Source organism: Muribaculum gordoncarteri, from assembly GCF_004803695.1.
GTDB classification, from domain to species: Bacteria; Bacteroidota; Bacteroidia; order Bacteroidales; family Muribaculaceae; genus Muribaculum; species Muribaculum gordoncarteri.
On record NZ_CP039393.1, the window covers coordinates 477,943 to 500,330 of the forward strand.

Sequence of the window (22,388 nt, forward strand, 5' to 3'; positions counted from 1 at the left end):
GCTCAAACAGTTAAAATTTTTCTGCCAAACCTCGGCTCGTATATTACCTTGAATAGCGGGCCGAGGTTTTTCCAATTATTAAAATGAAATTCAAACCGAAACTCTTATATATCCTGACAACTCTGCTGTCGCTCTCATTTGCTTCCTGCATGGAGTGGGATTATGGCGATGTGGTAGAAGACTTTAATGCAACAGGCTCCGGACTTTTCATTACCAACGAGGGTAACTTCCAGTATGGCAACGCGACGCTTTCCTATTATGATCCGGCAACGAATCAAGTTCAGAATGAGGTGTTTTTCCGTGCAAACGGTATGAGACTCGGGGACGTAGCGCAGTCCATGAGTATCTATGACAACAAAGGGTGGATAGTGGTGAACAATTCCCATGTCATCTTTGCTATCGACCTCAATACGTTCAAGGAAGTGGGGCGCATCGAGGATCTGACCTCTCCGCGTTATATCTACTTCCTGAGCGATGAAAAGGCTTACGTCACGCAGCTTTGGGACAACCGCATCTTCATTGTCAATCCCAAGAAATATGAAATTACGGGCTACATTCAAGTGCCTGACATGACGATGGAGAGCGGCTCAACGGAACAGATGGTGCAATACGGCAAGTATGTCTATTGCAACTGCTGGAGCTACCAGAACCGCATCATCAAGATAGATACTGAGACGGACGAGGTGGTGGACCAGTTGACGGTGGGCATACAGCCTACATCGCTTGTCCTGGATAAAAACGACAAGATGTGGACTATCACCGACGGCGGTTATGAAGGCTCGCCATACGGATATGAGACACCTTCGCTCTATAAGATTGATGCCTCAACTTTTACTGTTGAAAAACAGTGGAAATTCAAACTCGGTGATGCTCCGAGCGAGCTGCAGCTCAACGGCGAACGTGACAAGCTGTACTGGATCAACAATGACATCTGGAGTATGGACGTGACGGCAAACCGTGTTCCTGTCCGTCCTTTCCTCGAATACCGCGACACGAAGTATTACGGACTTACCGTAAATCCTGTGAACGGCGAAGTGTATGTAGCCGATGCCATCGACTACCAACAGCAGGGCATGATCTACCGATACTCGCCCGAAGGAAAACTGATTGATGAATTTTATGTCGGCATAATACCCGGCGCATTCTGCTGGAAGTGATGGAGGCATTAGGAAACATATATCATCTGATTTTTCAGACAAGAGACTTTGGAGTTGCGATACCGCCTCTCCACAGGGATGAATTCTTTGATGCCATCGCACTTCTCTTCAGCAACCGCCACTGCCCGGTTTATGCCGTCGGAGGAGATATGCACCATGTCCATATCCTTACAGAAATCCCGCTCCGCAAAAACGTGAAGAAGCTGATTGAGAAAATCAAAAATATCAGTTGTTTCAGGGCTGCCGGCATTCTGGATATGGAAAGATTCGGAGGATGGCTCAAAGGCTGTCTGTCCTTTATTATCGAACGTGACCGACTGCCATTCTGGGCCGATTACATTGAACAGCAAGATACAATACACTCTAAAATAAGCTGGATGCAGGAGAAACGTCAGTTTATGAACTATAATCTTTTTTAAGCCGCCAATTATGAGAACAGACCGGTCATACATATATCTTTTTCTGTGCATTTTGAATTTTGCATTGTGCACCGGAACTTACGCACAGTCTTCACAGAGAATGCACAATCTGCGTGAGGTCGTGGTGTGGGGCAAACGCCCGATGAAGGATATCGGAGTGCAGAAAACAACTTTTGATTCCATCGCCCTCAAAGAGAATATCGCCCTCTCTATGGCGGACATCCTTACGTTCAATTCTTCAGTCTTCGTCAAGAGCTACGGTCGAGCCACACTCTCCACCGTCGCCTTCCGTGGAACCTCCCCCAGCCATACGCAGGTGACGTGGAACGGCATGCGCATTAACAATCCCATGCTCGGCATGACCGACTTCTCCACCATTCCGTCCTATTTCATAGACCAGGCATCGCTGCTCCACGGCACTTCATCAGTCAACGAGACAGGCGGCGGTCTGGGCGGTCTTGTCAAACTCGGAACGATTCCCGATGTGGCGGAAGGTGTCAATCTGCAATATGTGCAGGGAGTGGGCTCATTCAGCACATTCGACGAGTTCGCCCGGTTTACCTATGGCAGTGAACACTGGCACGTTTCAAGCCGTGTAGTATATTCATCTTCACCAAACGACTACAAGTACATCAACCACGACAAGAAGGTGAACATCTACGACGATGACAAGAACATAATAGGTCAGTATCATCCGACGGAACGGAACCGCAGCGGTGCCTACAAAGATTTCCATGCGCTGCAGGAGGTGTACTACAACACCAATAATGGTGACCGTTTCGGGTTCAACGCATGGTACATCAACTCCAACCGCGAACTGCCCATGCTCACCACCGACTACGGCAACGAGCGCAACTTCGAGAACCGTCAGCGTGAACAGACCCTGCGCAGCGTCCTCTCATGGGATCATCGGCGCGATGGCTGGAAATTTGCAGCAAAAGGGGGATATATCCACACATGGATGGCGTATGACTACAAGCGTGAGGTAGCTGAAAACAACTGGTCGTCCATGACACGCTCACGAAGCAGGGTAAACACTTTCTACGGTCAGGCAGAGGGTGAGTATAATCCCACAAGGAAATGGTATTTTACCGCCAATATTTCGGCACATCAGCATTTCGTCCGCTCCGAGGATAAGAACATTATCCTTCAGGATGGTGACAAAGCCATTGTCGGTTACGACAAGGGGCGCATCGAACTCTCCGGCTCCGCTTCAGCTAAATGGCAGCCGATCAATCCGCTGGGCTTGTCACTCGTACTGCGTCAGGAGATGTTCGGCGACAAATGGGCTCCCGTAATCCCGGCTTTCTTCATCGACGGTCTTCTGTCAAGGAAAGGGAACGTCATGCTGAAAGCGTCCGTATCACGCAACCACAAGTTTCCTACGCTCAATGACCTCTATTTTCTCCCCGGCGGCAATCCTGACCTGAAGAGCGAGCATGGTTGGACGTATGACGCCGGTGCATCGTTCGATGTGGGTTGGAAAGCTCCCTTCCCGGTGTCGATGGGAGGAAGTGTCACATGGTTTGACAGCCGTATCGATGACTGGATTATATGGCTTCCCACAACCAAAGGGTTCTTCTCGCCGCGCAATGTAAAGAAGGTACACGCCTACGGCATCGAGGGAAAGCTCAATATCGCTTTCGAACCTTTCAAGGGGTGGATTTTCGACCTGAACGGGTCATATTCATGGACACCCTCCATCAACGAGGGTGAAAAGATGTCACCTGCCGACCAGTCTGTAGGCAAACAGCTCCCATACGTCCCCAAGCACTCGGCTTCGCTCACGGGGCGTCTTACATGGAAGTCATGGAGCTTCCTGTATAAATGGGCTTACTATTCAGAGAGATTCACCATGTCAAGCAACGACTATACTATCACAGGGCACCTCCCTAAGTATTACATGAGCAACGTATCCCTTGAAAAAGGGCTGAAGTTCAAACCTGTCGATTTACAGCTGAAACTGGCTGTGAACAATCTCTTCAACGAGGACTATCTCTCAGTCCTCTCGCGTCCCATGCCCGGCATCAACTTCGAGTTCTTTGTCGGAATAACACCAAAGTTCGGAAAGAAAAAGACTGAACCGAAAACAGATAATTATTGAAACAAACTACTACTGGTGCGATAAAATCGCGTTGGTTTAGAAATCATCAAATAAAGAGATATCTTTGACATTTTGATTTGAATTGGTTGACAAGTCTTGCTTGGTTAGAAGTTGTCGTAACTCGACACGTTCCAAAGCAGAGATTCTGATAAGGGTCGCCACTTCGGTTATAGAATAGCAGCTTTTATAATCGGCCTTTATTCGAGCTACCGTAAGATAGGCAATGACAGCAGTCCAAAGATGGATTTTTACCGCGTTCTCGGAAAATCCCCAAAGGGTCTTCACGACAATATTCTGTTTGATCCATTTGAAGAAAACTTCTATATCCCAGCGATGGCGGTAGAGATTGGATATTTCCAAGGCACTGATTTCAAAGTTATTGGATATGAAATCCACAATTGTGTCATTGTCCGGGTCATATACTCGTACAAACCGCATGTCATCAGGATAGAGTTTACTCGACTTATATCCGGTTACCCGAATACGGGAGTCTTCTATGATGCCTGACTTTGCATTGGGGATTTCCATTTGCCCGATTGTCATGAACTTCATGTTCTCTTTCGGACGGGATACCCAGAATGCCTGTGACTGATGGAATCTGAACAAAGCCTTGAAGTCAACATAAGCCTTGTCCATCACATAGAATGCGAATGGTTCCGGCGAAAGCATGTCAAGTTCGTTGCTGTCATGCCATTTTCCATCGGTAATATGAATGTTTGCCGGTATGCTTCCACGCAAATCAAGCAATGTGTGCATCTTTACAGCGCCTTTGCTGTATTTGCCCAATGCCCATGTCGCAAGTTTTATGCTGGTTGATATGGTTGTGGAGTCCAACGCATAGATTACGTTGTCTATGGTTATCTCGGATAGTTTAGCCTTTGAATACATGGGTCTTACCAATCCTATTAGATAAATTCCCAGTCCCTCAAAAATTCGATAGTCCCGACTTTCGTTAGCCCGCGACAAAGATGTGTGGTTGACTGTTTTCCGAAAACCGAGATGATATAGCATCTTTGAATGGGCCTCCAGACATAGACAGATGTCTCGTAGCGAATCACAGCCCGTCAACAGTCCGAAGAGCAGATGAAGGAGGTGATTGTAACTGTTGAGATTCTTTACATGCCAATCTCCTTTATACAGCCTTACAAGCTTATCGAACTGGTAACGCGGTATAAATTCAATTACCTGGGAGAAAACATACTTACCCTGATTCATAATCTTGATGTTTGGGAACAACAAGACTAATAAATCAATTTCAAATCAAAAAATCAATGTTCTCTTGTATTTGACTAAATATTAATATTTTAATAACAGTGGTAAGATTTTTATCGCACCACTACTATTGCAACAAAAACAATTAGATATGACTTATCAAGACTATTTCCGCAATTCCGACTTTGAGGATATATGGATTATATTGAGCGGCTTTTACATGGAGCATGAGGCACTCAAGTCGCAATATTGTTCTCTTGTAGAGGCCCTCAAGTCATTGCCCGCCGATTCAGCACACTCCACAGCGCCCATTGAAATGTGCCTCGATTATGATAATGAAATTATGGTCAAGGGCGCGCCCGACCCCCAGGAATGGCTTCTTGGTCGTGAGGTGATGATAGATTTTTCATCGTGGAGATATGGACGAGATGAAGAAACTGCCGTCGAAACTACCGGACTCAAGACATTCGATATGCTTTCGGGTCGGGAGAAACGGCAATTGGCACGTGAAAGCGATACGGCCACACTTGCCGCACATCTGCTTTATTGGTCAACTCTCTATGCCATAAATACGCAGGAGCAGCATCGGCAGGACTTTTCCGCTTGGTTCGATTCTCTTATGAATGGAAAGCCCAAATATGAAATGGAAAAGGAGTATGTGTCGGAAAGTTTTCGCAGAAAGCAGTGTAAATATTGGCGAGAAACCGTGGCAAATGATTCCGCAATTGACTGGACTTGGAATCTTGGTATTCTGAAAAAGAAACTGGAATATAATATAGGATACTGGCGATATGTGCAGCGACATGTGGGCTGGGAAGAGGATGTCAACCGGATGTTGATTGCTATAAATCTTATAGAAATAGCAAGAACCGACTGGCCTGATATAAAAGATAAGCACATAAATCTTCGTACAGCCGAAAGATACACCCATGAGCACGACCATGGAGGTGACTTGCACGAGTCGTATCTCGCTAAGTTATATCGTGACAAGGCCTTTCATATCCTCTGGAAATGGCTTGATCATAATATGAAAAATTGGTGGGATTGAAAAATTTTTAATCGTGTATCGCAGTTTGATACAGCATGAGCATAATTTTGCAGTGTAACATTAAAATCATAACAATATGGAATCAATGACAAACAATGATTTTTTGAATTCGGTACTTGAATCCGAAGCATGGAAAGAGGTGTCAAGCCGTGAATCATTCAGCATGGAAATGATTGAAAAGTTTGCTGATAAACTCGATTGGGAAGAAGTCAGCGGCAATCAGAGTATTCTTTGGACAGTCGACGGCATATCAAAATATGCCAACAAAATTCATTGGGAAGATTTTTCCAACTCATGTCCCGATAACATAATAACAGAAACAACTCTCAACAAATTTTCCGGCAAATGGGACTGGAAATGCCTTTCCAACCGCGATGCGCTCTACAATAACTGGAGCCTGCTCGAAAAGTTTGCCGACAAAGTGAATTGGGGCGAAATCATCACCAACTGGAACATAGAGAAACCGGTAGAGTTCTTCGCACGTTTCCAACAGTACATACCGATGTCCAAGCTGCAGGATTCCTCTCTATGGCGAGCCATGGTGGAGGCCCGCTCTAAAAAGATTATGCAAGAAGCAATCGGTATCAATTAATGCTATCGGGCTAAGTCTATGGAAGTTAATGTCTAACCCACAGACTATAAGGATTAACGGTCGGGAAGTGTTGCGTGAACTTCCCGACCTTCTTGTGTCCCATTGCGGCTAATCCTTATGTCACGGCATGGCATTGTGACGCTCTAATGCACTGAACTTCTTCCTCCGAAAATTTTTGTCCGCAGCTAATTATTGTCTTGGGCATCTCTAAACTTATTAGTAAATTTGCATTAGAAGCCAATTAGTTGAATATGAAAATCGTTAAACTCAATAGGATAAAGACTATGCTTGCCGAAATTGACAAGCAAGGAAAGTGGTTGGCTCAACAACTTGGCAAAGGCCCAGCAACGGTTTCCAAATGGTGTACCAACGCCATTCAGCCTGACTTGAAAACACTTGTCGAGATGGCCGAAATTCTTAATATAAACATCCGAGAATTGATCGTTAATACCAAATAAGCCCATGGCCAGTCATTTCACTTCCCCTCTTCTATACTTTGAAGATTTGAAAAGTAGTATAATTTGGGGGAATCATAACCTTTGAATCTGAAATTAGCTTTATAAATAGATTTTTTAGATAACGATAACGTAGTAAGAACAACAGCAAATAATATGGAACCAATAAGTGACGAACAAAAGTTGGAATTTGCGAATAGCTCATTTCCCGGCAAAACAGTAAACCTTGGCAACGGTGATTGGTGGTTTATTCAAGCTGGTAACATATTTAGGAGATAATCTTCACTATGAGTACTGGGATGGACAAGTGAGCCTTCATATTGAAGGCCCAAATTGGCGCCCATTGCGCAATTATTTATGGAGAGAAGTATCAGATTCTCGAGTTGTTTCAAAAGAGTGGGGGCGTCAAGGTTGCTGCTGGACATTACAAAGAACCCCCTCTTCATGGGAGGAGATTCAAGAAGCTTTTTTGGAACTTAATCGCATAATGCTGCCTCACATCCTTGATTTTGAGGCTGAACAAGGTTTTGACAAGATATATGAATGTGAAGAAATGGATGTTTCCGCCCATAAGATCAAAATAGACGATCTGCTACATTCTGAAAATCTTCATATCCCGGAGTACCAACGACCATACAGATGGACGACAAAAAATGTTGAACAACTACTTCAAGATGTAAACATCGCAAGGATATCAGGTAAATTGGATTATTTGATTGGAAGTGTCATACTCCATAGAAATATAAGTAACAAAAATGTATGTATAAACGATATTGTTGACGGCCAACAGCGTATTACTACAATAATGTTAATAATCAAAGCCTTGGACATGTGTGTGGAGATTCCGCCACTTACCTATGGACATTCCGACTCTTATAGGCATATACAAGAAAATTTTAAGTTTATACAAGAATGGTTTGATTTTAACTTATCGGGCTCGGAGCGCAAGGATTTTGGTAATTATTTGTTGACTAATTGTCGTGTAGTCCGTATATCCGTGAAACGTTTGCCGGAAGCATTTCAACTATTTGAAACCCAAAACGGTCGAGGTAAAGAGTTAGAAGCCTATAATCTACTAAAAGCCTACCATATCAGGGCTATGGCGGATGCACCCAAGAAGGATAAAATCGAATGCGATGTAAGATGGGAGGATGCCGCATTATTCATAGACATGGACGGCGCACGAAAAGATTTGTTGCGTCAAGTGATTAATGAACATTTGTTCCGTATCAGAAAGTGGTCGAGAGAAGGATACGCATCGACATTCAGTAAGCATGAAATTGGAGAGTTCAAGGGGCTTACGCTCGGACGCGATAATAATCTGGAATATGCGTATCAGAATATCCTTGTCCAACAACAAATTGCGTTAAGCTTCATGCAATCCATGAACAGTGGATTGTTCAAAGTGAGATACCGTTTTGAACATGGTGACCCCGACAACATCTCTCCCTTTGCATCCATTAATCAGTTGTTGGTAAATGGCCGCCCATTTTTCGAATATATAGAAACCTATGTGGAAATTTACAAACGCCTATTCTTGAACAGCAATTCATCGCAGTTATACCGCTTCAAAGATTTCTATCATGAGTACTGTAAGTATAGAGGAAGCAGGCGAAAGGGCGACACTTACATACGCCAAGTATATAAATCGGCCATAATCCTAATATTTGACCGCTTCGGTGAGAAAGGAGTGGATTCCCTTTTCGAGGCTGTGTACGCCTGCCTATATCGCATAAGATTGGAAAAACAAAAGATTTTTCTAAACACAATGTGCGGCAAAGGCGAATCGGGATGGCTTTTTACAGCAATACAAAATGCGAAGAATCTATCCGATTTCTCCGTCATAAAAAGTCGTGCCGAAGAATTTAAACGGAACCTGAGAGTGAATTTTGAAGTGGACGAGGTTAAATCATTCTTTAAAAATAAGTAAGTTATGAGTAAGGTAGAACAGCTGAACAGAACCATAGAAGAAGTATGGAGGGAGCGCTATGTTGTACTATTGTATCAGCGCAATTTCGCATGGACTGAGGACCAGCTAGGACAATTGCTGCAGGACCTATATGATCACTCTCCTAACGGTTATCTCGGAAAAGGCGAGTGCGATAACTACTATCTTGGAAGCCTTGTGCTGTTGCAACGTAGGGATGGCATATGGGAAGTTATAGATGGTCAGCAACGCCTCACGGCCTTACATATAATATGCCGTTATCTTGGTATTCTTTCCTCGCCGCGCATTACATATGATTCTCGACCTTCTGTTGAACGTTTTTTAGACTGTCTTTTTAATTCCCCTTCATGGGACACCTTCAAGAGTGAATGCCAAAGGAGGACAGACGGCAAAATCGCCCGATTGACAGAATCACTTGATATTGTCGAAAGCTATGAAATACAGGCCGGCGAGATAAAATCCTCTATCACATTGAAAGGTATGTCGGATGGCGAAAAGGCTCTTCTTTCTGAGTATATACGCAACAAAGTAATATTGGTGTGCACACCTCTGCCTGAAGATACGGATGTGGCAGCATATTTCGAAATAATGAACAACCGCGGAGAACAGTTGCAAGCACATGAGGTTATAAAGGCATTGTTGATGTCCGATCTTGGCACAAGTCAGCGTTATATTTTTTCAACAGTATGGGACGCCTGTTCCCAAATGGACATACCAATCCAAAAGACTCTCTCCAAATTGAGAAATAAGGGCTTGTTTGGGGAACAATTCGATGGTCTTAATCTTGAAATTATTGACAATGTAGATTTTGTGGGCAGCTCAATCAAGAACGAGTATACGATTGACAGGATTCTTGACAGTGGGTTCACGTATGACAATCATGACGCAGAGGACATGAAGGAGGAAACGGACACAGATCTGAAGTCGATTATCGATTTCCCCAATTTCCTTATGCATGCCATGCGTCTGTATGCCGAGGCTGAAAAGAAGATGGTTAATGCAGTTCCGCTGAATGCAGACAAAATGCCCGTGACGAAACCGGAATTTATTTCAGATTCAATGGACTTTATTAAAGCATTGTTAAGAATCAGAGTGCTTTTTGACCGGTATGTAGTGAAAATTCAAGGCGATGCTGATGACGAAGAAAATGACCTAAAGTGGCGTCTGCAACGTCCCTCAAAATATGAGTATAACAAGAACGGCAATACATATTTTCGAGTAGGACTGGTTAACACTTTCTCCAACGGTACTTCCACGGATAATGACGAACGAGAAGATATCAACAATCGAATTGTTAAATTGGAGTCTATGCTTCAAGTTACTTTCAAGACTCCAAAATACAAAGAATGGCTTTATTCAGTACTCATGTGGATGTACAAAGAAACGAAGGATAACATAAACATTGAGCACGATTCATTACTCCGGGTTATTGAACAATGGTCTTTGAATTATTATGAGATGTTACAGAAAAAATGGGACAGTGAAAGCAGACCCCTCCTTGCTGCCGGCACTGATACCCCTCGTTTTTTGCTTAATTTCATTGATTATCTTTATTGGCTTGCATCAAAGCAAGAAAAGTCTATTGTGCGTTTTGCAAATAAGATAAGCGATTTCCAATTCAGATACTATAATTCTGTGGAACATCATCTTCCTCAGTCTTACAAAAACACCGATGTAGATATGGATTCAATAGGTAATCTGTGCCTTATAAGCCGACATAAAAACTCAAGCCTGAACGATAAAGGTCCCGAGGAGAAGGCAAAGATTGAAGAAGGGTTACAGCCCAAACGATTGATAATGTATCGTATTACAAGAGCCAAACAACATTGGGGTAAAGTTGAAATTGAAGAACATCAAAAAGACATAGAAGATCTTCTTGATCAAATTTATAATTTACTCTCAGTCTGAATTCATATACAATATAAACCATCATTTGATGAGGTCGCTTTTGCCACGACCTTGTCATAATGGTCTATATCTGTTATAGATTCGACTAACATTTAAAATTGTCCGAGTTTAGTTTCGGATGTAATCTCAACCTCATCGTATGGTGTAATAACTACTGCACCTCTACGAACCATACGATTGTAAAATGACTCGACCATTTCTGTCAAACGCAATTTATATCCAAGTTTCTCACACACTAAGAATATATCACTTATCAACTTTAGTCCAATATCTTGCCGTCGTAAATCTCGAGGCAAAAGAATATTCGTCATATATACGATCTTTTGATTTCTGAATGGCAGTAATCTGACAACGCCGTTGCTTTTAAGTTCTATTTCACGTTTGTTGCAAAATAGGAAAGGTTCTTTTATGGCACCCTCGTTGTCAACCTGCCGTAGTGATAATGTATATTTTTCTTTGAAGTCGTAGATTATTTTCTCCAGATATTTATGAATAAACCATTCTTGCGGAAATGATTCGGCCGGATATAGCATATCTTCATTAATATCAAAAACGAAATGATCGCCATTATCAAAAACAAAACAACGGCAAGGATTACCATTGTCTATAATATCAGAAACAAATCCACCATTGATTCGTGTACCAAGAAATTCATCGTCAATGGGCGCAAATTGTGGGTTGGCGGCATTAAATTCAATTGCTTTATTGAAACGTTCGATTACATTCATTTCGTTACCTTTTTTGCAAAGGTACTAAGTTTTTGTGAGGTATAGGTAATAATTATATTACGGTGACATTGTTATATCGTCTTTCACCTTTGCCATTTTTGAGCCTTCGCTTATGAGTGTAGAAAGGTAGTCCAAAAATGACTTGTGGAGATGCTTCTATTTGTACACTCAACAGTGAACTTATCGACACAATGCCACGCAACCGACAAGTGTTTTGTCGTTAGCCGGGATCGTGGATTTTTCTTGAACGTTCGTCCTTCTACACTACCTATATTTTATCCGTTACATTGTTATATAATTCGACTACGTATCTGCCGATTTTAAGACCACAAAATCGGGCGCTAATGATTGTGACATCCATTCAATCAGTTGACGGGTGTCACAGGGTGTTGATGGGAGTCGGGATTTAGTTTTGACTTTCTTTGCCATAGATAGTTATCACCGAAACATATCATCTGTAAACTCTTCGGTAATTTCATAGAGTTCTTTCAAGGCCGCAGGAAGTCTGTTCCCGAGTAACATTGCACCAATCACAATTCCTATGCCGGCTTTAATCAAACCATGGCGAGGCGGCCCGATGAATGTGGCGATTCCGCCAAGGATACCCATAAACATGGCATATTTTATAAGCCGAAGATAGACAGTGGCAATACGTTTTTTCATAGTTCTCGGCCTGACATAATGAATGTCAATCTGATTATATCATCAGATAATGTATTATCAAAATTCACTCCCCAGATTACATCGATTGACTCCGGTAGACCGGAGATTATATTATTAAATGGAGCCATATCATCCATCGTTATAGCAGCTAACCTCTCACGATTGAAATATAAAAGAGCAGAAATAAATTCAATTTTATCTACGGCGACATTCTCCATCTTTCTCTGCATGTTAATGACCGCATCCTCAATGCTTTTACCATCAGCGACCAAAGTTTTTAAAAAGCGGCGGTTACGTAATGTCGTGCATAGATCATTAAAGTCGTAGCATATATAACCCATTGTTGCTAAAGGAGCAAGCAATATCCTTATTACTTCCGGAATGTTTTCACTATCTATAGCAATACTATCGTAACAAGAGATGTCGGCATCATAGACCAATCCTATGGTCAGTACGCCGGCATCATGATAGGTCTTGGCTATCGCATTGGCGAGTTCTTCGTTATCTTGTGCTACGATGATTGCCATTTTATCATCGTCCATGGGAATACAATCATCGGTAGACTTTGCGACAAGACTGCCGACGCAGTTATAACCGAAAGATTCTACTTCCTTGATTATGTCGATTGCTCCTGTGCCAATTCCTATTACTTTGAAACTCACTGGAAACGGCTGTTGAAAATTTTCAAGAATACATGAATCAGTCATTTTTGTCATCATTAATTGGTGTTTTAGATATGATTATAAACTGTAGAGCAATGTCGGCTTTAGCCTCATTGTCAACTCCTTTGATAAATGTAATCGGCGGTTTTTTGTCAAATGATTGAATCATTGACCTAAGGTGTTGTTCTTCTTCGACCGCCAAGGGAGTCGCATCCGATGTATAAGCGACTCCTCTCCGCCGTCAAATATATCATGTAACGTGGGGAAGTAATTCATCAGCAAGTCTTCAAGATAGTTGATTCGGGAAGACAAATCAGCTACATGGGAATCTCGCCAAGTTTCGTTGATAGTGCCGGCTTTCATTATCCGGTTCTCAAGTTGTTGGTCATAGAATCCGCATTTTTCGTGAATCGTATCAATCAGATGCTGACGCTTATCAAGGCGCTTTAGCTCGGCAATGCGACTTTTGATACGATAAAATCTCTTACGCTTAGCGCGGTTCTGATGCTTTTCTCTATGATGAATCTGATGCCATACTTCCATAGGGAAGGCAATACCGTAAGGCATTTCCTCCTTGCTCTTAAGTTTGCGTTTTTTTTAGCTTGTTCCGTATATAAGGAAGATACAGTCGGCGTTTAAGTTTTTCAGCCTGTTCTCCGTATGATGTATAGTGTTCTTCAAGTGGAGTCCAACCTGTATGTCGGGTAAAGCCATAGAAAGTCATGCCCCACAGGATTGCACCGGCTAGTTCGGCATCGGTAAAAGGATTGTCGTCCGGCTTTACTACAGTTTTTCCTACTGTGTTTTTCCAAAAATCCCCTTCTACGTTATTCGCAAGTAGTGGCAATGAGTGTGGCTCAAACCATTCTTCCCTCGGGGTAACATCAAACGATACCTCTCCGCCTGCACCCTCAAATTCTGTCAGACAGATAGTATCAAACGCTTCCTTATAGCTTGCGACACTTTTTATCGAACGGCAGGTGCGATGTGTATTACGCAATGCATTGAGAACATTATCGAATCCTATGGAGAGGAACAATTCTTTTACTGTCATGTGTGTGATTTATTGGGTCGTGGTTGATTAGAGTTACTCTGCAAAGTTATACTCCTGTTGTATCGGATTTGGTGACAGAATCTGATTTTGTTCTCCGTGTGCTATCATAACGCCGACACTGCACAGGCTGCATCGTCATACATTTCTATATAGTTCATACATTTCCGAAATCCAGCCTTTCATCGTCTTGCGGAGTGGTGCCGGACTTACAACCTCAATCATCGAACCGACTTGTAGGAGTTTCATCACGAAATCGTAAGTCGGAGCGAGAAACAGCTCAAAGTCGGCATATTCGCCGCAGTCCTCGATTTCGCGCTGGCTGGAATGTAATGGCAACGAGCGGAGATAATGTTTATGGTCTTCGTTTGCACGAATCACGATACGTTCGGGCTTTGTGCCGTCGCCTATGACGACTCCAAAATATGTGGCGAAGAACTCGGCTGCGTCAAAATCTTTCGGAAGCTTGAACGTTGCGTCGGTGGTTAGTGTTTCTTCCAGCCGGTCAAGGCCGTAGATTTTAATCTCGCCACGGTTGTTGCGACCGAGTACGTACCATCGGTTCTCAAACAGTTTGACGCAATATGGCTCGATTGTGAATGTATAGCTGTGCGATCGTTTGAAAGGGCGGTAGGAGATTTCTACAATGCGGTTCTCCTTCATCGCCTCAAGGATTGTGGTAAGATGGTCGCGGCCCGAAGGTATTTCATCAACAAGGATTCGTCCCTTTAGCGAGAGATTCTCTCCGATGATATTGCCGACAGCAAACGAGTCGAGCATCCATTTTTTTAGCTTGTCCTCGTCGATATTTTCCGGGTTGGCTATATAGTAGAGGTATCCGCCAACCTTCTGACAGTCGATCATAATTCCGAATTGCTCGTATATTGCATCACGCCAGCGATTGAATGTGGCACGGTGGAGCGGCCTACAGTCGCTCAGATCCTTGCAGCGTTCCCATTTGTCGGACAAATCTCTGTGAGAAATTTTCCCGGCGCGACGGATTGTGTCGATCAACCAGGTGTATTTTTGCAGTTGGTTCATATTTGTTTAATTTTTCTTTGTCATGGCAAAGCGCCAAGGGGGTTATTTATCGCAAAGATAATCAAAACCTGTCGCATTTAGCGATACATCTTCATTGGGCTGTATGAATTGAGGTCAGAATTTCCTCTTCATCAACCGATTTTTCAGTGAAAATATTAATATCATCATTATAGCAATAAGGATCTTGCCAAGATACAACTTCGCTGACCGTTAATTTGCCGTCATTACCGGGGATGATATAATATGTTTCATATTCATCGTAGTCGAGCTGCATATAAAGAGAAATAGCATTTGTGCCAAGAGTCATTTCTATTCCCAATATGGCAAACCATTCATCTTTTTCTTTGGCAAACTCCTCCAGTGAAGTATAGGATTTTACAATCACATTAGAAAGGAATGACGTTTGCGCATCATGGCATACCTTTCTTCCCTGGGCATATCTATCAAATTCATGATTTGTAAAATTTTTCGGGTTAATAATTGGGGTGAGTGCTCTCTTGCGTTTTTAGACGAGCTTCAGCCGGTTCTTCAGTGGGTGGTGGAAATTCAACCACAGAAGATATTGTCAGTTCATATCCTTCTAATGTCTTCATATTTTGTGGGTTTATGATTTATGTCGGAAAGTTAGACAACCGCTACGCAACCATTCTGCACATATAATGTCTGACTTTCCTTCGACAAAAGTAAAGCAGGCATGGCGCATTTTGCGATACAGGAATAAGAATATCGAAAATTTTGGATTGTATCACAAATTGAGACACTTGTCGGATATATTTGCATTGAAATTATGGAAGAGAAATATAGTAATGGAGTAGAATGGTGGTTTGCCGAGCTTGGTTCAGAAAGCGAAGTTGACAAGCGTATTGCGCTGTTTCTTGAACTTAACAGCCGGTTGCCTAAATTCGTTATCGGCTTTATTGAAATTTCCACAAATCTAAAATTGAAGAAATGAAGATTACAGTTTATCGCGGCAATGACCGGATTGGCGGATGCGTCACCGAGTATGAATCAAACGGCTGGAAACTGTTCGTTGATTGTGGCGAGCAGTTGTCAGGCGAGCCGGTGTTTAATAATGCTCTTGAAATAGACGGCCTGACCTGCGGAGATCTAAGCAAAAGCGCGTTGCTGATAACTCACTATCACGGCAATCATATTGGCAAAATTGCTGATTTAGCTCCCGAATTGCCTATATTTGTGGGCGGGATTTCCAATGAGATTGCACAGGAACTTTTGGATAATTTGAATCCGGGAAATGAGGAATCTCGTTCAATGGCTGAGCATCTTGGCTTTGTAAAGACTTTTGTCTCGGGCGAACAATTTTCTTTTGGTGAGTTCTGTATTATGCCGATTATTGTCGACCATTATGCTTTTGACGCATACGCATTTTGTATAGATGCAGAGAACCTGAAGGTGTTCCACACCGGGAATTTTTGCGTGCATGGTTTCAGAAGCGGCAAGCTGCCGCAGCTAATTGAAAAGTATGTAGGCAGGGTCGATTATGTGGTATGTGAGGCTACGAATGTCAATCGTCCTGCGGCAACCATAAAGTCGGAGCATGAACTTCAAAAAGAGTTCGACAGCGGGCATTGCGATATGGCAAGTCTTGACAGTCTTTTGGATATGTTGACGCCGAAAGCGATAATTTCGATACATACTGACAATCCACGCCATTTTGCCGACATGTTCTGCGAGAAATGGCCGGTGATTTTGCTTGAAGATGGTGAATCCTTTTCAGCTATCCGAGATCCGGGGTTCGACAGGACTACAGCCTTTGTTATTGCATTTCAGACTCCAGACAATTCTTATGAGGTCATCGATAATCCTGAAAACTTACAGTGGTGGACGGTCGATAAAAAATTTCTCGGTGAATTCTTGTGGTGGAATGACGCGGATTCTGCTCTGCATCACGTTGTGTATGCGCCAAAGCGGTTACTTGGCTATTCTATAGAATCGGATGAAGATATGGCTCCATTTCTGTATGTTGTTTATAATCCGGACTTCACAAAACACTCGGAATATACTGAAGGCGGACATAAGCCCGACGACGAAGGCAAACAGGCAGATTGCGGATATATCCCCGGCCAACGTGTCCTCGCCGTCATCGATGATGTGCTGCTTCCATGTGAAGTTATCGATCCGCTAACGGAGGATTTTCTGAGAAAAGACTTTAATCAGGATGGCTCGCGGAGTGAGGAAGATTTCCAAGAATATAAGTCCGATTTATGGGATTGGGACTGGGACGAAGTCGTGGTTCATCCACTTGTAAAAATCAAAACTGAGTTTGGCGAAATCGTTTCCGATACCACTGCAAAAAGAATCTTTATCTTCCCATATAAGGAATGAAAATTTTGCATCTCTCTGACACACATAACTGCCACCGTCGGCTCTGGGGATTTACCGGAAGCCGATGTGGTGGTACATTCGGGTGATTCCTGTATGGTTGGCACTGGATTTCCTCAACTGGTTCTGTGGCCTGCCATATCGCCACAAGGCTTTCATCGGAGGCAACCATGACGACTGTCTTTATAGAGCCAATATCGGCGGACTTGACGACAATGGCATTACCTGTGTAGTTCCGGCATTGAAATTGACGGAGTGAAATCTCGATTTTGACGATGATATCAATTACGGCTCAGAAGAAATACTTGCAAAAATCCATTGACCCATAAATACGTATATTTAGATATAAGTCTTAAGAAAATTAAGCACTCTCTCAAAACTTTGGAATACGAGAATGCCTTCATTTAGTTGATTGAATAAATCGCTTAATACATTATATTGTCGTTCTGATATTCTGTGTGCTATTTTAATATTTTTGATATGGATATACATTTTCTCAATTTTATCGCCTGTTGGGCTTACAAATCTGCACAAACCACTGAACGTATTAGAGCTTGGATAATACATTCTAATTTTTTGGATACATAAGATTCCACCAGACAACTCATAGAGAAAACATTTGCCTATACCTACATTTCTATGTTCTTTATAACTTGCTTTTGTTTTGTGAGTGTGGGGTAGACAGTTCTCTAATTCTTCGTTAGTTATATGAGCCTTATTAAGAGTTTCTATATCCATGATGAAACGTAATTGATAACCTGAAGTGACATTTCTTTCTTTTTGTGACCGTCCTTGGCAGTACACTTTCGCATTGAGTACACTTTTAGTACACTTCGGAAATAAGAAACCCCTTGAAAATCTGTCGATTATCAAGGGGTTGGGGTGCCCAGAACAGAAGCAACCAAATGAAAGACTATGCAAGGATATGGAAGTGGGTTCGAGTTTTGGAAAAATTGACAAATATTTGTATATCATAATATTACAAAATTGAAATTGTAAAAATAGGTGTCATTCGCTTTCATAAAGAATCGGTAGAAATCAAATAGGAGGACAAAAGGAGGACAAAATATTTTGCCGTTAAAGAATTAATTGCTAACTTTGTAAATGAGGATACGGAGCGTTGATGCGGCATAAAACGCATTTTAACACTTAATTTTTTGTCCTCTCCACCATAAAATTTTTGTCCTCCATGGCAAGTATCAAACGTTATTTATCTTCCAAAGTGGAAGGAAATGGCAGGTCTGAAATACAATTCAGGCTTAGCCTCACCAAAGACATAAAACTCCGCCTGAAGAGCGGCATATATATCAAGCCGTCACGTTTCAATGCAGGAACGATAGTCAAGCCTCGCGCCAACCAGGAAGAGATTGCTGAATTGAAAGAACTTGAACGAAAGATTCGAGATCTTGAAGATTACATCTATGCGTTGTGCGAGGACAATCCCGTAGAGCGTCTTACCAAAGAATTTCTTACCAAGGAGATCGACCGCTTTCATCATCCCAAGCGCGAGCGCAAGCCTAAGGAGGTTGAGGAGAAGCTGCAAAAGAAGTTCATCGAGCTTGTGGAGGAATTTCCGACAAAGCGCGGACTTTCGGAGTGGCGTCACCGCAGATATGGTGTATTGAGCCGTAGCCTGCACAGGTTTGAACTTTACCGGAAAGTGAAGCGTCAGCTACCTGCAAAACTTGACTTCGAGATGTTCACAACCGACATACTGGAGGATTATGAACGTTTCCTGCGCAACGAGCCAGAGATATTTGACAAATACCCCAGGATATTCGAGCAATACCCGGCGGAAACGAGAAAGGCGCGAAAATCACGCCGTCCGTTCCCCAAAGGCGACAATACCATAATAAACATATTCGCCTGTCTGCGCACATTCTTCCACTGGGCCATTGAGGAAGGACTTACCACCAACAATCCGTTTGTGAAATACAAAGGTAAGACCACGGAGCATTACGGCACACCTTACTACATAACTCTTGAAGAACGCGACCGCATTGCGGATTTTGACCTGTCGGCCAACAAGTCGCTTGCAGTCCAGCGTGACATCTTCATATTCCATTGCTGCATAGGCTGCCGCATATCCGACCTTATGCGCCTTACTCCGGCCAACATTATAAATGACGCGGTGGAGTATATCGCCAGCAAGACCAAGGGGGAGCGTCCTAATGTGATACGTGTGCCACTTACCCAAAGGGCAAAGGATATTCTCGAACGCTACAAGGGAGAGGACAGCGAGGGGCGGATCTTGCCGTTCATAAGCTCGCAGAAATACAACGTGGCCATCAAGAAGATATTTAAGGAGTGTGGGATAACGAGAATCGTTACGATTCTCAACCCCACCACCGGGGAGGAGGAGCAGCGTCCTATAAACGAGATAGCAAGCAGTCACCTTGCCCGGCGCACATTCGTAGGCAACCTTTACAAGAAGGTGAAAGACCCGAATCTCGTCGGTGCGTTGAGCGGCCACAAAGAAGGCAGCAGGGCATTCTCGCGATACCGCGACATAGACGACGATATGAAGAAAGAGCTTATCGGGCTTATGGAATAATCGCATAGGGAGGGGATAATTCGCGGAATGCGAACATTTCCCCTCTTATTGTGGTTGACAAATAAAATATATTTACTAACTTTGTCAACTAAATTATAGCATGGATATGAACAAGCAAGCCAACGATATATTTTCACGCCGGTTGCGTCAGGCAAGGCTGATGAAGGGATTTTCTTTGGAAAAACTCTCTCAATCAGTCACTCCGGCAATTACTCGCCAGTCCATAAACAAGTATGAGAAAGGTCTTATGATGCCTGACAGTCGGGTGCTTATAGCACTCGCCGCCGCGCTGGGTGTCAAGATTGACTATTTCTTTCGTCCGTTCACTGTGGAGGTCAATCATGTGGAGTTCCGCAAAAAGCCGCGTTTCCCGGAACGGATGGCCTCTGCCGTGAGGGAGAGGGTACGAGAGGAACTGGAGCGTTATCTGGAGGTTGAACAGCTTTGTGGCTGCTCGACCGATTTCTCCATGCCGCGCAAGACAGTGCGTACCGCCGAAGAGGCTGCTGTCCATGCCATGGAGATAAGGAATTATCTCGGACTCGGCAATGACGGTGTTTCAAATGTCATTGAGGTTCTTGAAGAAAACGGCGTCAAGGTCATAGAGATTGCCGAAGACAAGGATTTCGACGGACTCAGCGGATATGCCAACGGCTCAATACCTCTCATTGTCATAAACGGCGGTTTTGTCACTGAGCGCAAACGCTTCACTGCCCTGCATGAACTGGGGCATCTTCTGTTTGATATTCCTGATGACGTTCCGTCAAAAGAGGTGGAGAATATCTGTAATGTTTTCGCCAGTGAGTTCCTGCTGCCTGTAAGCGTACTGAAGGCCAAGGTCGGCAATACCCGACATGACATATCATTGTCGGAGCTTACCGACATACAGCGTCAGTTCGGAATATCGGTGGATGACATAATGGCTGCGCTCCATGCGAATGGTGTCATTACTGCCAAACGTTATTCCGGCTACCAGACCAAGAAGAACAGGCTGCCCGATTTCAAGGCGTTGGCCGAAAAGTCACGGGCTGTCGCCGAGAGATCCGGACGCTTCGCCCGTATGGTTTATCGCGCGCTGGCCGATGAAGCCATTACCTTCTCCAAGGCCGCAGTGTTGCTGAACACCTCCGTCGAGAGCGTCAAGTCACATCTTCAATTAGTGTGACGGGATGGAGATAATAGTCAATGACACAAACATATTCATCGACCTGCATTCAATCGGGCTGCTGGATTGTTTATGTGAACTGCCCTATGAGATCCGCACGGTGGACTTCGTAATGGCTGAGATTTCCGAACCACGGCAACGCGGGGAAATGGAGCGTCTGGCGGCGGCAGGCAAGATAAAAGTGGAGAGTTTCACGCCTGAGGAACTGATGGAGATTGTCGATGAGCATTCGGCGGTGTCCGGCAATCTTTCAATCCCGGACTGCTCGGTATGCTATTACGCGAGGAAACACGGTATCACCCTTCTGACCGGTGACAGGCAGCTCCGGAAATATGCCGAGGCTGAAAAGCTGACTGTCAGGGGCATATTGTTCGTGTTTGATGAGCTGGTGGCATATTCCGTTGTCTCATCGGAAGTTGCCGCAGCTAAACTTAAAGAATTATACTCTATTAATGTCCGCCTCCCGAAATCGGAGATACAGCGTCGTATAGACCTATGGGACAAAGCTGAATGAATGTATGGATATTGATGTAGTGGAAATACAGCACAATCTTGGCTGCATTATTGCTAAACTTGGGCTGATACATAATGATACTGCTTCCGTTTCAACTGACAGGTTGCAAAGACTGTCTGACTATCTTATAGATAATCAGCTCGCGTTTGAAAAGGCCATACGGAACGAAGTCCGGGATAAAGGCAGTGATTATTATGTTACACAGCTTTACAGGTCGCTTTCATCATATCTGAAATGGTATGTGGCCGAACATGGGCGTGAAAGCGCGAAGATGGCTGTTGCAAAACGGATATATGACCGTATTGTGTTCCTATGGATGCCGCCTATTGAGAGCCTGTTTCCTAATGTATCCAAATCGGCAGGGATTGTTGTCAACCCTATGTCAGACAATAAAGACCCGAAAGGATATAACAAGCTTTTTGAATTGGCCGGAGAACACTACCGAAGCATCCGCTATGACATTACTGAGAATCCGGATTATCCCCACCTCACATCCGATGAGATATACAGGCGACTGAAAGAGCTGGTTGCCCCGGTGTGCGGTGAGGGGGTAAGAATCGGAATGATACTCAACATCGCGATAAAACACCGCCTTCTGCTGAAAAAGCCACAAGGCAAATCATTGGAGCGAGAGCTTGGAATGACCTGCTCGTATCCTGCCGTTGCAAATGTGATCGACACGCCGAGCGATTACTTCAACATTGACGACTGGGGAAAGGATATGGAAGCCAAGTTGCTGAAACAATAGACGTTCATAACCAACATATATCATTCCGCGTTGTCGCTTATACTTTAATTGCTTAAATAAAAGCGTTAGCGGAAAAAGT

At 43.5% G+C, this 22,388-nt stretch carries 24 protein-coding genes; 15 read left to right on the forward strand and 9 right to left on the reverse strand.

Annotated elements, in window-relative coordinates; all coding sequences use genetic code 11:
• Positions 1-83: 83 nt before the first annotated feature.
• The 3 genes from E7746_RS01970 (at position 84) to E7746_RS01980 (ending at position 3,680) form a co-directional block, all read left to right on the forward strand.
• Complete coding sequence (locus E7746_RS01970; protein WP_136409683.1) at positions 84-1,157, forward strand: glutaminyl-peptide cyclotransferase; 1,074 nt, start codon at positions 84-86, stop codon at positions 1,155-1,157.
• Positions 1,157-1,576 (forward strand): transposase, encoded by a 420-nt coding sequence (locus E7746_RS01975; protein ID WP_136409684.1) that lies wholly within the window; start codon positions 1,157-1,159, stop codon positions 1,574-1,576. Before E7746_RS01970 ends, E7746_RS01975 begins: the two co-directional genes overlap by 1 nt.
• 100 nt (positions 1,577-1,676) lie before the next feature.
• Positions 1,677-3,680: a TonB-dependent receptor gene (locus E7746_RS01980; RefSeq protein ID WP_238337299.1), complete on the forward strand. Its 2,004-nt coding sequence runs from the start codon at positions 1,677-1,679 to the stop codon at positions 3,678-3,680.
• 36 nt (positions 3,681-3,716) lie between these two features.
• Here E7746_RS01980 and E7746_RS01985 read toward each other — a convergent pair whose 3' ends face one another.
• Positions 3,717-4,895: an IS4 family transposase gene (locus E7746_RS01985; protein WP_136409686.1), complete on the reverse strand. Its 1,179-nt coding sequence runs from the start codon at positions 4,893-4,895 to the stop codon at positions 3,717-3,719.
• 148 nt (positions 4,896-5,043) lie between these two features.
• Here E7746_RS01985 and E7746_RS01990 point away from each other — a divergent pair, with 148 nt between their 5' ends.
• The 5 genes from E7746_RS01990 to E7746_RS02010 all read left to right on the forward strand — a co-directional run bounded on the left by E7746_RS01990 (position 5,044) and on the right by E7746_RS02010 (position 10,843).
• Positions 5,044-5,940: a hypothetical protein gene (locus tag E7746_RS01990; protein WP_136409687.1), complete on the forward strand. Its 897-nt coding sequence runs from the start codon at positions 5,044-5,046 to the stop codon at positions 5,938-5,940.
• A 76-nt stretch (positions 5,941-6,016) separates the two neighbouring features.
• On the forward strand, positions 6,017-6,532 hold the full coding sequence (locus tag E7746_RS01995) for a hypothetical protein (protein ID WP_136409688.1): 516 nt from the start codon (positions 6,017-6,019) through the stop codon (positions 6,530-6,532).
• 284 nt (positions 6,533-6,816) lie between these two features.
• Positions 6,817-6,990: a helix-turn-helix domain-containing protein gene (locus tag E7746_RS02000; RefSeq protein ID WP_238337300.1), complete on the forward strand. Its 174-nt coding sequence runs from the start codon at positions 6,817-6,819 to the stop codon at positions 6,988-6,990.
• Positions 6,991-7,222: 232 nt separating this feature from the next.
• Entirely contained in the window at positions 7,223-8,917 is a 1,695-nt protein-coding gene (locus E7746_RS02005; RefSeq protein WP_238337367.1) for a DUF262 domain-containing protein, read from the forward strand.
• Between the two features lie 3 nt (positions 8,918-8,920).
• On the forward strand, positions 8,921-10,843 hold the full coding sequence (locus tag E7746_RS02010; RefSeq protein ID WP_136409691.1) for a GmrSD restriction endonuclease domain-containing protein: 1,923 nt from the start codon (positions 8,921-8,923) through the stop codon (positions 10,841-10,843).
• Positions 10,844-10,935: 92 nt separating this feature from the next.
• Here E7746_RS02010 and E7746_RS02015 read toward each other — a convergent pair whose 3' ends face one another.
• The 7 genes from E7746_RS02015 to E7746_RS02045 form a co-directional block, all read right to left on the reverse strand.
• Positions 10,936-11,571, reverse strand: a complete 636-nt coding sequence (locus E7746_RS02015) for a hypothetical protein (RefSeq protein ID WP_136409692.1) — start codon at positions 11,569-11,571, stop codon at positions 10,936-10,938.
• A 438-nt stretch (positions 11,572-12,009) separates the two neighbouring features.
• Positions 12,010-12,234 carry a hypothetical protein gene (locus E7746_RS02020; RefSeq protein ID WP_136409693.1) on the reverse strand — a complete coding sequence of 75 codons (225 nt, stop codon included), beginning with the start codon at positions 12,232-12,234 and terminating at the stop codon, positions 12,010-12,012.
• Positions 12,231-12,941, reverse strand: a complete 711-nt coding sequence (locus tag E7746_RS02025; RefSeq protein WP_238337301.1) for a hypothetical protein — start codon at positions 12,939-12,941, stop codon at positions 12,231-12,233. Before E7746_RS02025 ends, E7746_RS02020 begins: the two co-directional genes overlap by 4 nt.
• 120 nt (positions 12,942-13,061) lie before the next feature.
• Positions 13,062-13,439, reverse strand: coding sequence for a hypothetical protein (locus E7746_RS02030; protein ID WP_136409695.1), 378 nt, complete (start codon positions 13,437-13,439; stop codon positions 13,062-13,064).
• A gap of 37 nt (positions 13,440-13,476) precedes the next feature.
• Complete coding sequence (locus tag E7746_RS02035) at positions 13,477-13,950, reverse strand: hypothetical protein (RefSeq protein ID WP_136409696.1); 474 nt, start codon at positions 13,948-13,950, stop codon at positions 13,477-13,479.
• Between the two features lie 135 nt (positions 13,951-14,085).
• A complete protein-coding gene (locus tag E7746_RS02040) occupies positions 14,086-14,988 on the reverse strand; it encodes a helix-turn-helix transcriptional regulator (RefSeq protein ID WP_136409697.1) in 903 nt (300 codons plus the stop codon).
• 91 nt (positions 14,989-15,079) lie between these two features.
• Positions 15,080-15,373 (reverse strand): hypothetical protein, encoded by a 294-nt coding sequence (locus tag E7746_RS02045; protein WP_136409698.1) that lies wholly within the window; start codon positions 15,371-15,373, stop codon positions 15,080-15,082.
• A 402-nt stretch (positions 15,374-15,775) separates the two neighbouring features.
• On the opposite strand from E7746_RS02045, the gene E7746_RS15060 reads away from it, so the two are divergent.
• From E7746_RS15060 to E7746_RS02055, 3 genes are all read left to right on the forward strand, one after another.
• Positions 15,776-15,940: a hypothetical protein gene (locus tag E7746_RS15060; RefSeq protein WP_168184277.1), complete on the forward strand. Its 165-nt coding sequence runs from the start codon at positions 15,776-15,778 to the stop codon at positions 15,938-15,940.
• Positions 15,937-17,331: an MBL fold metallo-hydrolase gene (locus E7746_RS02050; RefSeq protein ID WP_136409699.1), complete on the forward strand. Its 1,395-nt coding sequence runs from the start codon at positions 15,937-15,939 to the stop codon at positions 17,329-17,331. The genes E7746_RS15060 and E7746_RS02050 overlap by 4 nt, the downstream gene beginning before the upstream one ends.
• A 64-nt stretch (positions 17,332-17,395) precedes the next feature.
• The gene (locus tag E7746_RS02055; protein WP_136409700.1) at positions 17,396-17,587 is read left to right on the forward strand and encodes a metallophosphoesterase family protein; all 192 of its coding nucleotides are present in this window, start codon (positions 17,396-17,398) and stop codon (positions 17,585-17,587) included.
• An 80-nt stretch (positions 17,588-17,667) separates the two neighbouring features.
• On the opposite strand, the gene E7746_RS02060 is transcribed toward E7746_RS02055, so the two are convergent.
• Complete coding sequence (locus E7746_RS02060; protein ID WP_136409701.1) at positions 17,668-18,066, reverse strand: hypothetical protein; 399 nt, start codon at positions 18,064-18,066, stop codon at positions 17,668-17,670.
• Between the two features lie 451 nt (positions 18,067-18,517).
• On the opposite strand from E7746_RS02060, the gene E7746_RS02065 reads away from it, so the two are divergent.
• From E7746_RS02065 to E7746_RS02080, 4 genes are all read left to right on the forward strand, one after another.
• The gene (locus E7746_RS02065; protein ID WP_128703390.1) at positions 18,518-19,882 is read left to right on the forward strand and encodes a site-specific integrase; all 1,365 of its coding nucleotides are present in this window, start codon (positions 18,518-18,520) and stop codon (positions 19,880-19,882) included.
• Positions 19,883-19,982: 100 nt separating this feature from the next.
• On the forward strand, positions 19,983-21,047 hold the full coding sequence (locus E7746_RS02070) for an XRE family transcriptional regulator (protein ID WP_128703391.1): 1,065 nt from the start codon (positions 19,983-19,985) through the stop codon (positions 21,045-21,047).
• Between the two features lie 4 nt (positions 21,048-21,051).
• Positions 21,052-21,561: a PIN domain-containing protein gene (locus E7746_RS02075; protein WP_128703392.1), complete on the forward strand. Its 510-nt coding sequence runs from the start codon at positions 21,052-21,054 to the stop codon at positions 21,559-21,561.
• Positions 21,562-21,565: 4 nt separating this feature from the next.
• The gene (locus tag E7746_RS02080; protein ID WP_136409702.1) at positions 21,566-22,309 is read left to right on the forward strand and encodes a hypothetical protein; all 744 of its coding nucleotides are present in this window, start codon (positions 21,566-21,568) and stop codon (positions 22,307-22,309) included.
• Positions 22,310-22,388: the final 79 nt, after the last annotated feature.